The sequence below is a fragment of the Nocardia sp. NPDC006982 genome (assembly GCF_042869435.1).
Taxonomy (GTDB): domain Bacteria; phylum Actinomycetota; class Actinomycetes; order Mycobacteriales; family Mycobacteriaceae; genus Nocardia.
This window is the reverse complement of the sequence record NZ_JBIAFV010000004.1, coordinates 648360-662047: the sequence shown is the minus strand read 5'-3', so window position 1 is coordinate 662047 and position 13688 is coordinate 648360. Positions and strand designations below refer to the sequence as shown.

Genomic DNA, 13688 nt, shown 5'->3' with positions numbered 1-13688 from the left:
ACCACTAGTGCACTCGCACCACACCTGCTGGCCCGACTCCCCGGACACACCGTTGCGCGTGGTTAACCTGGCGACCGGTTCGCGCGATAATCTCCAGTGAAGCCCCGGACCATCCCCTTCGGCCCGGGGCTTCGCCGAGCATCGGAACTCATCGCATGGCACGCTGGCACCCGTGTCTGAATCGCCGAATCTCAAAGGTCAGGGCCGGATTGCCTCGGTACTCCGTTTTGCGACCGAGCTCATCGCCTGGGTCGCGACGCCATGGGCGCTGGCCGGGCATTCGATTGTGCTGGCCGTGCTTTCGGTGGTTGTACTGATCGGGCTGCCCACTGTGTTCGCCACACCGGGTGACAAGAAGCAGGTTCTCGTCGCCGTACCGGGGTGGGGCACCATAGCGCTGGTGGTGCTGCAACTGGTTGCGGCGGTCACTGCCGCCTGGGTGGCCTGGCCGGTGTGGCTCGCGGTTCTCGTCGGTGTGCTGGCGGTGCTGGCGGTAATCGCGGAGTTGCCGCGCTGGCGCTGGCTGTGGCGCGCCGGGGGCGACAGCTCGCTATCCGATGATGGTGGCGCGGACGAAATTGTGGTCTGAGAGGCCGTCGACCGACACTACCGACGCGTCCTGGACGTGCGTGCCGCGCACGATCACATGGTCGATGAACTGTGATTTGGTGCCTGAGGTGCGCGGACGGGTCGGTGCGGAGGCAGGTGGCAGGTCGGCGACGGTGAAGTCGGGGCCGAGTGCGGCTGCCACGGCAGTGCGGTCGATATTGAAGTCGCCGAGTAGCACTGTAGCGCGGTCCGGTGCGGCGAGTTCGGCCAATCGGGCCAGCTGGCGGGCGCGGCGCGGATCACCGGTCACGTGTGTTGCCACGATGACCGCGCCCGCCGTTTCGACCGCCAGTGCGCCATTGCCGGGATCGTTTTCGAAGGATTCGGCCGCGATTTCTCGGCCCGGTTCGTCGAGGACCAGGACGAGATGTTCGGTGGGATCTTGCAGCGGGGTGGTTCCGTTGCGTGGTCGCGGGACGCGCGGATAGCGCAAGGCATGAATGTCCTTGTCGGACAGGGCCGATCGCAGACTCGCCAGTTGGTCGCCGCTGACCTCCTGTAGCGCGATGACCTGTTCGGGTCGTTGGGCGATCCAGGCGGTCACCGCGGCAATGCGCGCCGCCTCATCGGGCCAGCGGGTCGCCATATCGGAGCCCCAATTCTCATCGTGCACGCGGTGCAGGACATTCCAACTGGCCACTGTGATCACAGTTCACGATGCTAATGCTCATCTGGTGGTGACCGTCTTGGCGAGCCGGACGGCCTCGTCCACATCGGTGACCGGATAGAGCTGCGGGATGCGATCCGCCGGGACTTCTGGGCCGAACTCACCACGCCACCGTCACATTCGCGCCCATCCGGGGGATCGCTGTGATCGCCGAATCCACACCGCAACCACATACACGCTCACCAGGATCTCCTGCTCTCGACGCGATCCGGAAGTGAGTGGCTGTACTCGAGGCCGCCGCCGGTCCCGGCTGGCATGTGAACGGCCCTATCGCCGCTTCGCGCTCCCTCCCATGGCCGAAGCCCTGCGCGATTCACCGACAACCGTGCGCCCGGTGCTGATGATGCTCGGCCACCCCGCGGTCTGGGCATCGCGCGGCCAACTCGTCCATGCGATCGAGAACGGCTCGTTCTTCGAATCCGCGCCATCGGGTGCGGATGCCTACGTGCTCGAGCACATCATCCACGACTGGCCCGACGAGCCCGCCCTGTGCATCCTGCATTCGGTCCGGGCCGCGATCGTCCCGAACGGCAGGCTGCTGCTGATCGAATGCGTCGTCCCACCGCGCAACCGCGCGCACTTCAGCCTGTGGCTCGACCTCGACGTCATGCTGTCCATCTGCGCCGGGAAAGCACCGCGGCCGAATACGGCGACCTGCTCGCCCGCGGCGGCTTTCAGCTGCGCCGGGTGGTCACCACGGCCGGGCCGCATTCGATTATCGAGGTGGTACCGGTCTAGAACTCGCCGCTGGTCGCCGGGTCGGCCAGCGCGCCCTCCGCGGTTCGTAATCGGTCGGTGAGCGCCGTGAGCAGGTCCATGGACTCGGTGGATAGTCCGAGCGCCAGATGTACCAGGCGGCGCAGTGGCAGGCTCTTGATCTGACCGGCCACCAGAAGGTCGTGGTCACCAGGTCTATCGAGGTAGTCGAGATTCACGGCGCGGTTCTCACAATCTGTCAGCTGCGTCCGGATTACCCGTCGCTCCAGCGGTTACTCGCGCTACAGCAGGTACGGCCATCGGACCTCGGTGCGCAGTTCATGCGGTTCGAACACCCCGGCACTGTGACACACATCGCACAGGCCCCTTCGCTGTGCCGTGGTCGAACGTTTCGCGGTTGATCATGGACATTAGCGTCTAATATTCCGGCAAGCGGAGGCTACCACTCCGATCGACCCCTACCGAAGGGCAGAACAGTGGCGTTCGCGGACTATCAGAACGAGATCTACTTCGCGGCCCTCGGCGGTCATGCCCCAGAGTTCCCGATGGACTTCGCGACGCTCGAGGCGAAGGCCTCGGCCGCACTGCCCGCAACGCTGTACTCCTATATCGCGGGCGGAGCCGGTGACGAGCTGACCCAGCGGCGCAATGTCGAGGCCTTCGAGGACTGGGGTGTGGTGCCGCGGATGCTCGTCGGTGCGACGGAGCGTGACCTGTCGGTGGAAGCTTGGGGACTCACCTTTTCCAGCCCGATCTTCATGTCCCCGGTCGGCGTGATCGGCTTGGTCGGCGATAAGCACGGTGATATCGCGGTCGCCGAGGCGGCAGCGAAATCCGGTGTGCCCGCGGTCTTCTCGACGCTTATGGAGGACCCGCTGGAGGACGTCATCGGCCACGCGGGTGCGACACCGAGCTTCTTCCAGCTGTACACGCCGAAGAATCGCGACCTGGCCGCGAGTCTGGTGAGCCGGGCCGAGGCGGCCGGATATCGCGGCATCACGGTCACCTTGGACAGTTGGGTTCCGGGCTGGCGGCCGCGTGATCTGTCGATCGGGAACTTCCCCCAGCTGCGCGGGCACGTGCTGAAGAACTACACCTCCGATCCCGTCTTCCAGAAGATGGTCGGCTCGGACGATCCGCAGTCCATCGTGCTGCACTGGGTGCAGACCTTCGGAAATTCGCTCACCTGGGACGATCTCGAGTGGCTTCGATCGCTGACCGAACTGCCGATCGTCCTCAAGGGCATCTCCCATCCCGAAGACGCGCGTCGCGCGATCGATGCGGGCGTGGACGGCATCTTCTGCTCGAATCACGGTGGGCGCCAAGCCAATGGCGGTCTCAGCTCGCTGGAGACGCTGCCCGGGGTGGTCGAAGCCGTCGCCGATCGGGTGCCCGTGCTGTTCGATTCCGGTGTGCGCTCGGGCAGCGATGTGATCAAGGCGCTCGGCCTGGGGGCGACGATGGTCGGCATCGGCCGCCCGTACGTGTACGGCCTTGCGTTGGGCGGGGTTTCGGGTCTGGTGCACGTGCTGCGGATGATCCTGGCGGAGGCCGATCTGCTCATGGCGGTCAACGGCTATCCGGATATCGCGGCGGTGCGCGAGAATATCCGGCCGAGGCGCTGAATCACGGTGTCATCAGGCTGATCAGGAATCGGGTCAGTACCTCGGTGATCCCGGCGAGGTCGGTCTGCTCGTCACCGGTGCTCCACTGGTGTACCAGCGCGAGCAGTGCGCCGACGAATCCGGTCACGGCGGTGTGGAACCCACCGGGCGGCACGAATTCGGGTCCGAGCGCCCGCCGCATCTGGTCCTCGAAGAAGTCCGTCCACAGCGCCCGCTGCTCCATCCTGCGCTGCTCCACCCGCTCACCGACCCCGACGACCTCCACATGCGCGATCCGGGCCACGCGCGGGTCACGCCCGATCGACTCCGCATAGGCCCGCACCGCCGCCTGCGCCAGACCGACCGCATCACCCGATGCCGCCGCCGTCGCGGCGGTGACGGCCTGCCTGGCCTCGGTCTGGATCCGGTCGTAGACCGCGATCAACAGATCCTCGCGGTTCTCGAAAAGCTCATAGAACTGGCTGCGCGCCAGTCCAGCCGCCCGGCACAGCGCAGTAATCGAACTGTTCTGGTACCCGCTCTCTCCGAATACCGCCACCCCGGCTGCCAGAAACTGCTCTCGCCGCTGCGCACGGCGGTCGGCGACGGGCCGTCCGTCGTACATCCGCGATGAGCCGCCAGCAGTCATCCGAGGACAGTACCGGTCTTGCCGAGCGGTGTGCGCCGCACGCGGAGTGCCACTACCGTGGGTCGGCGAGTCCGGACCCCGATCGCTGGGAGATGAGCGTGTCTGTATCGACGATCGAGAATGCGGCGGCGCCGACCGCGGCACCGACCGAGCCCGAACGCCGCACCATCCCCACCACCGCCTTCTGGGTGATCTCGGTCCTGGGAACGGTCGCCGGTGTGTACTACATCCACCAGGTGCGCGAAACGATGCAGGTGATGATGCATCTGATGGATCTGAGCGTCTACCAGATCGCCGGGCACCGGGTGGTCGACGGCGCCTCCATCTACGACACGCCGCTGCTGGGCCACACCCGCGGCGTATGGGAGTTCGTCTACACACCGTTCGCCGCGCTGCTGTTCGTGCCGCTGGTCAATCTGCACGGTGACGTCTTCACCTATGTCGGTGCGTTCGGCAACTTCGCCATGTTGACGGCGTCGGTGTGGGCGGCGCTGTCGATGCTCGGCTATCGGCGCGACCTGCGGCTGGTGCTGCTCGGCGTGCCGATCGCCGGACTGCTGATGTGGTGCGAGCCGGTGCGCGAGACCATGGCCTTCGGCCAGATCAATATCTTCCTGCTGTTGCTGGTCATCGCCGATATGGCGCTGCCGGATACCTCGCGCTGGAAGGGTGTGCTGACCGGGATTGCGGCGGGCATCAAACTCACCCCCGCCTTCTTCGTGGTCTATCTGCTGGTCACTCGCAGGTATCGGGCCGCCGCGATAGCCGTCGGTGCGTTCGTGGCGACCGTTCTTATCGGTCTCGCGGCCATGACCAAGGATTCGCTGACCTTCTGGAGCGGCGCATTCGCCGACCCCAAGCGCGTCGGTATACCGGAGAATCCACGCAACGAATCGCTGCGCGGCCTGCTCGCGCGGACCATCGGCGTCGAGGGGGTGCACCAATTGCTCTGGCTGGCAAGCGCTTTCACCATCGCGGCGGCCTGTCTGTACCTGGCACGCCGGCTGTCGCTGACCGGATACGAACTGCCCGCGGTGGTACTGGTCGGGCTCACCACCACCGCTGTGTCCCCGTACAGCTGGGTCCATCACTGGGTCTGGCTCGCACCGCTGCTGGTCTATCTGGCTGATCTCGCCTTGCGCAGGCGCGGTGTGGTCGCGTCGATCGGCCTGCTCATCGCAGTGGCGGTCGCATCGGGTGGTGTGATCGCCTTCTTCGACCCGACGATGAGCAGCATTTACGACTATCCCGTGGGAAGCCATCTCGCGACATTCGTCCACAACGGATACATCTGGCTGACGCTCGCATTATTCGCCGCCGCGGCCGTTCAGCTGCGACGTTCGGCACGTGACACGCTACCCGCCGTGGCGCGGTAACCAGCGTCAGGACTCCGACGCGGGAGCCTCCGCCCTGTCCTGTTCCGCGACCGCCGCGGCGTGTTTGGCGCCCGAGCCCCAGCCGACATGCAATTCGCTGCGCATGCGGTCGACCATGTGCGGGTAGTGCAGTTCGAAGGCGGGACGCTCGGAACGGATTCGGGGCAGTTCGTAGAAGTTGTGCCGCGGTGGCGGGCAGGTGGTGGCCCACTCGAGCGAGTTGCCGTAACCCCACGGATCGTCCACGGTGACCACTTCGCCGTAGCGGTAGCTCTTGAACACGTTCCAGATGAACGGCAGCATCGACGCACCGAGGATGAAGGCGCCGATGGTGGAAATCGTATTGAGCGCGGTGAATCCGTCGCCGGGCAGGTAGTCGGCGTAGCGGCGCGGCATGCCTTCGGCGCCCAGCCAGTGCTGCACCAGGAAGGTGGTGTGGAAGCCGACGAGCGTGGTCCAGAAGTGCCACTTGCCGAGGCGCTCGTCCAGCATGCGGCCGGTCATCTTGGGGAACCAGAAATAGATGCCCGCGAACGTCGCGAAGACGATGGTGCCGAAGAGCACGTAGTGGAAGTGTGCGACCACGAAATAGCTATCGGTGACGTGGAAGTCGAGCGGCGGGCTGGCCAGGATGACCCCGGACAGGCCACCGAAGAGGAACGTCACCAGGAAGCCCAGGGAAAACAGCATCGGCGTCTCGAAGGTCAGCTGGCCGCGCCACATGGTGCCGATCCAGTTGAAGAACTTCACACCCGTCGGCACCGCGATCAGGAACGTCATGAACGAGAAGAACGGAAGCAGCACGGCTCCGGTGGCGAACATATGATGCGCCCATACCGCCACCGACAGCGCACCGATGGACAGCGTCGCATACACCAGCGTCGTGTAACCGAATAGCGGCTTGCGGCTGAATACCGGGAAGATCTCGGTGACGATCCCGAAGAATGGCAGCGCGACGATATACACCTCGGGATGTCCGAAGAACCAGAACAGGTGCTGCCACAACAGGACTCCGCCGGTGGCCGTGTCGTAGATGTGCCCGCCCAGGTGACGGTCGAAGGCCAGCGCCATCAGCGCCGCGGTCAGAATCGGGAAGGCGAGCAGGATCAGGATGCTGGTGACCAGGATATTCCAGGTGAATATCGGCATACGGAACATGGTCATGCCGGGGGCCCGCAGGCAGATCACCGTGGTGATCATATTGACGCCGCCGAGGATGGTGCCGACACCGGAGACCGCCAAGCCCATGATCCACAGATCCGCGCCCGCTGTCGGTGCGTGCTCGATGGTGCTCAGCGGGGTGTAACCGGTCCAGCCGAAGTCGGCGGCGCCGCCGGGCGTGACGAAGCCCGCCGTGGCGATGGTCGCGCCGAACAGGTACAGCCAGTAACTGAGGGCATTGAGTCGGGGGAACGCCACGTCCGGCGCACCTATCTGCAGCGGCAGCACGCAGTTGGCGAAGCCGAACAGGATCGGGGTCGCATAGAACAGCAGCATGATCGTGCCGTGCATGGTGAACAGCTGGTTGAACTGCTCGGTCGACAGGAACTGCATACCTGGGCGGGCCAGCTCGCCGCGCATCAGCAGCGCGATGAGACCACCGATGAAGAAGTAGGTCATCGCGGTGGTCAGATACATGACCCCGAGCACCTTCGGATCGGTGGTCGTGATCATTTTCCAGAAATAGGAGCCCTTCGGTCCGACCCGCTGTGGATAGGGCCGAACTACCTCGAGTTGAGTAGTGGTACTCACGGGCCGTCGCCACCTTCCGATCGCCGAGCAGCCTTGTCCGGATTATGCGCCTTTTCTATCTCCGACGTGCGCGGTTTTCCCCATTGCCGCCGTAGTGTCTGCTGCCACGGTATGAGTCCGGCTGCGACCACGGTGGGATGTGCGCCGGTCACGCGCGCCGTAGCTTGGATTACGTCAATCGGGGACGTTGGAGCGCAATGAAGAGCTTGATGCGATGGGCGATGCTGCACGGCACGCCGGGACTGTTTCTTCGGCTGCAGGCACGTCGCGGTGATCCGCTGGGCGTGCTGCTCTCGGACCCGCGGGCGAGGGAGAATCCATATCCCTACGGCGACCGGATCCGCGAGCAAGGGCGCGTTGTGCGCACCCCGTTCACCTGGGCCAGCGCCGATCACGAGATCTGCCGGAATATCCTGCGCGACAAGAATTTCGGTGCGACACCGCCGGAGAGCCTGCAGCTGCCGCGACCGATGCGCGCGCTGATGCGGGCCAGCGATCTGAAACTGGCCAGTCCGGTCGAACCGCCGTCCATGCTGGTGGTCGACCCGCCGGAGCACACCAGATACCGCAAAACCGTCGCGCAGGCCTTCACCCCGCGTGCGGTCGACCGGCTGCACGACCGGATCGTCGAGGTGACCGACGAACTGCTCGACGGTCTGGCCGGACGTGATCGGGCGGACCTGATCGGAGATTTCGCCGTCCGGCTGCCGATCGCGATCATCACCGAAATCCTGGGCGTACCCGCCGAGAAACGTGACTTCATGCTCGAGGTCGGGCATGCGGGCGCACCGCTGCTCGATATCGGGGTTTCGTGGCCGGTGTTCGGTAATGCGGTGGCCGCACTGCGGCGCAGTCAGGACTTCCTGGTCGGGCATATCGAGCGGCTGCGCAGTGCTCCGGGTGACAACATTCTGAGTGATCTCGCCACCGGCGGTCAGCTCAGCGCGCCCGAACTCATGGCCACCGCAACGCTTGTCGCGGGCGCCGGTTTCGAGACGACCGTCAATCTGATCGGCAATGGGGCGATGCTGCTGCACCAGCATCCGGACCAGCTCGAACTGCTGCGTGCCGATCCGGAACGCTGGCCCAATGCGATCGAGGAGATGCTGCGCTTCGACTCTCCGGTGCAGATGACCAGTCGAACAGCCCTGTGCGACACCGAGATCGCCGGTGTGCGGATTGCCGAAGGGGAGATGGTCTCGCTGCTGCTCGGCTCCGCCAATCGGGATCCGGCGGTATTCGCGGACCCGAACACCTTCGATATCGACCGCCCGAATGCCAAGGACCACCTGTCGTTCAGCAGCGGTGTGCACGCCTGCCTCGGCGCCAGTCTGGCCCGGATGGAGGGCGCGATCGCCCTGCGGACTTTGTACGAGCGGTTCCCGGATCTGCGAATCGTGGGTGACGCACCGCATCGTGGTTTGGCGAATCTGCGTGGCTACCAGCACATTCCGGTTGCGCTCGGCTCCGCCCGCACACAAGATCCGGTGTCGCTGTGAACGTCGCAAACGTTGGTATGCCGCATATCACGAGTAACGGCTAATGCTTGGCTAACGATTATTCGGAGTGTGGGGACGCACCTGGTCACCGCATTCGGATCGAGCCGCAGGGAGGGCATTGCCGATGGATACCGCAACGGCCCCAACGTTTTTCGAAGGTGTCATCGAGTTGCTGGACGCACTGCCCGGCTGCACCTTCCGCTTCGACGACGTGCCCTGCCGACATCGCGCCGAATGGCATATCCGCAAACGTCCATGCTGCCGGCGCAGCGGCGTCGACCTCATGTGCGACACCTGCTATTTCCGCATCCACGGTTTCTTCGCCATGGGCGTGCGATTCCAATGCGCCGGTTGCGGTGCGCTCTCGGACACCTTCGGTGCCATGTACCCCGTCGCCGTCCGGCTGTGACACCTGCCGGATCCGCGATGTGAGCTGCGTCGCATCACCCGCGTCCCGGGAACCAGCATCGGGCTGCGGCCGACCTGTGTGCGAGGGCCGACACCTCCATTGCCCGATCGGTACCGAGGATTGGTGGAATACGTGCAGGTCAAGCGCTCGCCCGACCACCTCATCTGGCTGATCGCGGTGCTCGTCGCCGGTGCGCTCGTGCTGCTCTCGGTGCTCGCGGCCGGCGATATGCCCTACCGGTCGGCGGGTATCGCCTATCCCGGGTTCCTGGATGTCGTGCTCTATGTCGTGCTGCGGCTGGTGGCCGCGCTGGCGGGCGCGCTCACACTCGGCGCGTTGATCTGCGCACTCTGCTGCACCGTTGTCACCACGCGTGGCCGGGTCGACGTGGACGGGTATGCCGGGGTGCGGGTGGCGGAGCGGGCGAGTCTCGGGTGGCTCGTCTCGGCGCTGGTCCTGATTCCGGTGAGTGCGGCGAATGCGGGTGGGCTGTCGATGAGTGCCGCGCTGGAGCGGGGTGCGGTCGGCGCGCTGATCGATGCGAGCGAGAAGCCGAAGGCCTGGATCGTGGTCGCGGTGCTGGCCGGTGTCGTCGCGCTGGTGACACGGCTGACGTTGGCGTGGACCGGACTGGTGGTGCCGACCGTGCTGGCGCTGATCGCGGTGCTGCCGCCCGCAATGGTCGGCAATGCGGGGGAGGGGCCGAATCACGACTTCGGCACCGGCGCGATGATCATCTTCCAATTGGCGGTCTCGGTGCCGCCGGGGCTGGCATGGTGCGTGGCGGCACAGGTGCGGCGCAACGGTTGCCAGGTAGCGACCGCGGTCCGGCGATGCGTGCTCATCGGGTCGTTGTGTCTGGGCGCGGCGACGCTCAGCGGGTTGGTGCTCGGAGCCATCCTGTTGCCGTGGTCGGCGCTGTTCAGTACCGACTACGGTCGACTCGCCCTGGTGGTCGTCGTATCGGCGGTCGCCATCGCGATCATGCTGAGAAGGCTTACCGCCGAACATGTTTCGAGCGCCGTGATCTCAGGAACCGGCGCGCTGTCCGTGGTGGCGACGGCCGCACTGGTGTCGATGGCCGTCCAACCGGCTCCGGCTTTCGCCGATCGCTCGTTCACCGCGCCGGAGGTGTTCCTCGGTTTCGATCTGCCGGGGCAGGCGGACCTCTGGCGGCTGATGACCATGTGGCGCTTCGATATCGTCCTCGGTACCGCCGCTCTCGCCGGTATCGCGCTGTACACCACCGGAGTGCTGCGACTGCGGCGACGCGGGGACACCTGGTCGCCACGGCGCACGCTGTCGTGGACGAGTGGCTGTGCGGCCCTGCTGATTTCGACATCGTCGGGCATCGGTACCTACGGCTATGCCATGTTCAGCATGCACATGATCACGCATATGGCGCTCAATATGTTCGTACCGGTACTGCTGGTGCTCGGTGCACCGGTGACGTTGCTTTTGCGCACCGTCCCCGCCGCACCCAGGGACGCGGTTCCCGGTGTGCGCGAATGGGTTCTGTGGATTCTGCATTCCCGCCCGACCGCGATCCTGGCCCACCCCGGCACCGCGATCACGGCCTTCGTGCTGTCGCTCTACGGCCTGTATTTCACGCCGCTGTTCCAGAACCTGATCCGCTACCACTGGGGGCACGTCTTGATGAACGTGCACTTCCTGATCATCGGCTATCTGTTCTACTGGGCCATTATCGGCATCGACCCGGGTCCGCGCCGCCTGCCGCATCTAGGCCGGCTCGGTATGTTGTTCGCCATCATGCCTTTTCACGCCTTCTTCGGCGTCGCGGTGATGTCGATGAACACCGTCATCGGCGAGCGCTTCTACGAGCAACTCCAATTGCCCTGGCATATGGACCTGATGGCCGATCAGCGGGTCGGCGGCGGCATTGCCTGGGTTTCCGGGGAAATCCCGATCCTGCTCGTGGTCGGTGCGCTGCTGACGCAGTGGGTGGCCCAGGATCGCCGCACCGCGGTGCGCACCGATCGCAAGGACGACGAGTACGGAGATTCCGAACTCGCCGCCTACAACGCCATGTTGGAGAAGTTGGCGCAGTCGCGTCGCTGATTCAGCGCGCGAACCGAACCCGCCGCAGCCGCAGGCTGTTCGAGACCACGAAGAACGACGAGAACGCCATGGCGGCACCGGCGATCAGCGGATTCAGCAGGCCGAGTACGGCAACGGGGATGGCGACCACGTTATAGCCGAAGGCCCACACCAGATTTCCCTTGATGGTGCGCAGGGTGACGTGTGCGAGTTCGATGGCATCGGCAACGGCCGCGAGATCGTCGCGGACCAGGATGACATCGGCGGCCGCGATCGCGACATCGGTACCCGCCCCGATGGCCATGCCGAGGTCGGCGGTGGCCAGCGCGGCGCCGTCATTGATGCCGTCGCCGACCATCACGATCCGGCGGCCCTGCTCCTGCATGCGGGCGATCAGTTCGACCTTGCCCTCCGGAAGCAGTTCGGCGACAACCTCATCGATGCCGATCTCATCCGCGACCGACTGGGCGGCGTAGGCATTGTCACCGGTGAACATCATGACGCGCAGACCGAGCGCGTGCAGCCGGGCGATGGCATCTGTGGCTGTGTCCTTCACGGTATCGGCGACCGCGATCACGGCGTGCGCCGCACCGTCGATCACCACGAGCACCACGGTGCGTCCCGCGCGTTCCTCTTGGCGCACAGCACGACTCAGTGTCTGCGGCACATCGATACCGCGATCGTTCAGCAGACGCAGGCGGCCGACCATCACCTCGCGACCCGCCACCAGACCGTACGCACCCAAACCCGGTAGCGCTGTGAAGGATTCGACCTCCGGCACTTCGTCGAGCACCGCATTCGCGTGCTGGGTGACGGCCGCGGCCACGGCGTGTTCAGAGGCCGCCTCTACCGCCCCCGCCAATCGCAATACCTCGTCCTCGGTCACCGAATCCGTCACGGTCATCCCGACGACGCTCATCACGCCATTGGTAACAGTGCCTGTCTTGTCCAGCACCACCGTGTCCACGTCGCGAGTGGCCTCGAGCGCCTGATGTCCCTTGATGAAAATGCCCAGTTGCGCACCGCGCCCGGAGGCCACCATCAGCGCGGTCGGAATCGCCAGCCCCAGCGCACACGGACACGCGACCACCAGCACCGCAAGGGCGGCCGAGGCGGCCAGGTCCACACCGGAACCGAGCAGCCACCAGGTTGCGAAAGTGCCTGCGGCCACGGCGAAGACGCACGGCACGAAGACCGAGGAGACCCGGTCGGCCACGCGTTGCATGCGCGCCTTCCCGGTCTGCGCCTGCTCGACCAATCGGATCATGCCGGAGAGCTTCGTATCCGCACCCACCGCGGCCGCCTCCACGATCAGCCGACCGGTGAGTGCGGTGGTGCCGCCGATCACCGCCATCCCCTCGGTCACCTCGACCGGAATGGATTCGCCGGTCATGGCACCGGCATCCACGCTCGACTCGCCGGAAACCACGAGACCGTCGGTGGCGATGGTCTCACCGGGGCGAACCACGAACCGCTGTCCCTCGACGAGTTCGCCTATGGGGACGCGCATTTCGCGATTGTCGCGGGTCAGCACCGTGACCTCGCGAGCGCCGAGCGCAGCGAGTGCCCGCAGCGCACTGCCCGCCGAACGCTTGGCCTTCGCCTCGAAATACCGTCCGGCGAGCACGAATGTGGTGACGCCCGCGGCGGCTTCGAGGTAGATCGAATCGCCGGACCAGAACGCGTCCCACACGCCGTCCGGGACGTCGGCCCGGTCCGCGTGCAGGAACATGGTGTCCAGCGACCACAGCGTCGCCGTCGTCACGCCGACCGACACCAGCGTGTCCATGCTCGCGGTGAAATTACTCGCGCCCGCCAATGCCTTGCGATGGAATGGGGCTGCTGCCCACACCACGACGGGCAGCGCCAGCACGGTCAGGATGATCTGCCAGCCGGTGATCCTGGTGGCCGGGACCATCGCGAACATCACCGACAGATCGGCGAGGGGGAAGAACAGCAATAGCGCGACGGCCAAGCGGCGGAACAGATCCCGGACCGCCGCCTCCTCGGGGGCGGAGGATACGGGTCCGGTGCTACCGGTGATCGGCTCTGCGCCATAGCCGGCCGCGACCACCTCGGCGCAGAGCTGATCGGCCGAAATGTCCTCGGCCGCATCGACGGTGGCGACACCGGTCGCGTAGTTCACCGAAGCGAGTACGCCGTCGACCTTGTTGAGCTTGCGTTCCACTCGGTTCGCGCAGGCCGCACAGGTCATTCCGGATACTGCGAGCGAAATGCGGGTGGCCGCAGCCTCCGGGCGGGTGGCGAGATCAGGCCCACCCGTCGCCCGACCGCCACCCCTCATCGAATCGCTGCGCAATGCTGTGTTCATTCAATTCCGTTCGGTC

Annotated in this window: 12 protein-coding genes and 1 pseudogene; 8 read left to right on the top strand and 5 right to left on the bottom strand. The window is 65.6% G+C overall.

The features are described 5' to 3' along the window. Positions 1 to 172: 172 nt before the first annotated feature. Complete coding sequence (locus tag ACFYOW_RS20060; protein ID WP_387289880.1) at positions 173 to 589, top strand: hypothetical protein; 417 nt, start codon at positions 173 to 175, stop codon at positions 587 to 589. Here ACFYOW_RS20060 and ACFYOW_RS20055 read toward each other — a convergent pair. Then, positions 551 to 1258 carry an endonuclease/exonuclease/phosphatase family protein gene (locus ACFYOW_RS20055; protein WP_387289878.1) on the bottom strand — a complete coding sequence of 236 codons (708 nt, stop codon included), beginning with the start codon at positions 1256 to 1258 and terminating at the stop codon, positions 551 to 553. The genes ACFYOW_RS20060 and ACFYOW_RS20055 overlap by 39 nt on opposite strands. 88 nt (positions 1259 to 1346) lie before the next feature. Here ACFYOW_RS20055 and ACFYOW_RS20050 point away from each other — a divergent pair. After that, positions 1347 to 1832: pseudogene (locus tag ACFYOW_RS20050) on the top strand (methyltransferase); the annotation flags it as partial. A 32-nt stretch (positions 1833 to 1864) separates the two neighbouring features. After that, on the top strand, positions 1865 to 2014 hold the full coding sequence (locus tag ACFYOW_RS20045; RefSeq protein ID WP_387290107.1) for a hypothetical protein: 150 nt from the start codon (positions 1865 to 1867) through the stop codon (positions 2012 to 2014). On the opposite strand, the gene ACFYOW_RS20040 is transcribed toward ACFYOW_RS20045, so the two are convergent. Continuing rightward, the gene (locus tag ACFYOW_RS20040; RefSeq protein ID WP_387290106.1) at positions 2011 to 2211 is read right to left on the bottom strand and encodes a hypothetical protein; all 201 of its coding nucleotides are present in this window, start codon (positions 2209 to 2211) and stop codon (positions 2011 to 2013) included. The genes ACFYOW_RS20045 and ACFYOW_RS20040 overlap by 4 nt on opposite strands. 258 nt (positions 2212 to 2469) lie before the next feature. Between ACFYOW_RS20040 and ACFYOW_RS20035 the strand changes: the two genes are divergently transcribed. Further along, the gene (locus ACFYOW_RS20035) at positions 2470 to 3618 is read left to right on the top strand and encodes an alpha-hydroxy-acid oxidizing protein (RefSeq protein ID WP_387289876.1); all 1149 of its coding nucleotides are present in this window, start codon (positions 2470 to 2472) and stop codon (positions 3616 to 3618) included. 1 nt (position 3619) lies between these two features. Here the strand turns inward: ACFYOW_RS20035 and ACFYOW_RS20030 are convergent, their stop codons facing one another. Further along, complete coding sequence (locus ACFYOW_RS20030; protein WP_387289874.1) at positions 3620 to 4246, bottom strand: TetR/AcrR family transcriptional regulator; 627 nt, start codon at positions 4244 to 4246, stop codon at positions 3620 to 3622. 92 nt (positions 4247 to 4338) lie between these two features. Here ACFYOW_RS20030 and ACFYOW_RS20025 point away from each other — a divergent pair, with 92 nt between their 5' ends. Further along, complete coding sequence (locus ACFYOW_RS20025; RefSeq protein ID WP_387289872.1) at positions 4339 to 5622, top strand: glycosyltransferase 87 family protein; 1284 nt, start codon at positions 4339 to 4341, stop codon at positions 5620 to 5622. 6 nt (positions 5623 to 5628) lie between these two features. Here the strand turns inward: ACFYOW_RS20025 and ctaD are convergent, their stop codons facing one another. Further along, a complete protein-coding gene (ctaD, locus tag ACFYOW_RS20020) occupies positions 5629 to 7374 on the bottom strand; it encodes a cytochrome c oxidase subunit I (RefSeq protein ID WP_387289871.1) in 1746 nt (581 codons plus the stop codon). Positions 7375 to 7571: 197 nt separating this feature from the next. Between ctaD and ACFYOW_RS20015 the strand changes: the two genes are divergently transcribed. The 3 genes from ACFYOW_RS20015 (at position 7572) to ACFYOW_RS20005 (ending at position 11361) form a co-directional block, all read left to right on the top strand. Further along, positions 7572 to 8873, top strand: a complete 1302-nt coding sequence (locus ACFYOW_RS20015; protein WP_387289869.1) for a cytochrome P450 — start codon at positions 7572 to 7574, stop codon at positions 8871 to 8873. A 124-nt stretch (positions 8874 to 8997) separates the two neighbouring features. Next, positions 8998 to 9282 carry a hypothetical protein gene (locus ACFYOW_RS20010; RefSeq protein WP_387289867.1) on the top strand — a complete coding sequence of 95 codons (285 nt, stop codon included), beginning with the start codon at positions 8998 to 9000 and terminating at the stop codon, positions 9280 to 9282. Positions 9283 to 9405: 123 nt separating this feature from the next. Then, positions 9406 to 11361, top strand: coding sequence for a cytochrome c oxidase assembly protein (locus ACFYOW_RS20005; RefSeq protein WP_387289865.1), 1956 nt, complete (start codon positions 9406 to 9408; stop codon positions 11359 to 11361). Position 11362: 1 nt separating this feature from the next. On the opposite strand, the gene ACFYOW_RS20000 is transcribed toward ACFYOW_RS20005, so the two are convergent. Continuing rightward, positions 11363 to 13672, bottom strand: a complete 2310-nt coding sequence (locus ACFYOW_RS20000; RefSeq protein ID WP_387289863.1) for a heavy metal translocating P-type ATPase — start codon at positions 13670 to 13672, stop codon at positions 11363 to 11365. Between the last annotated feature and the right edge of the window lie 16 nt (positions 13673 to 13688).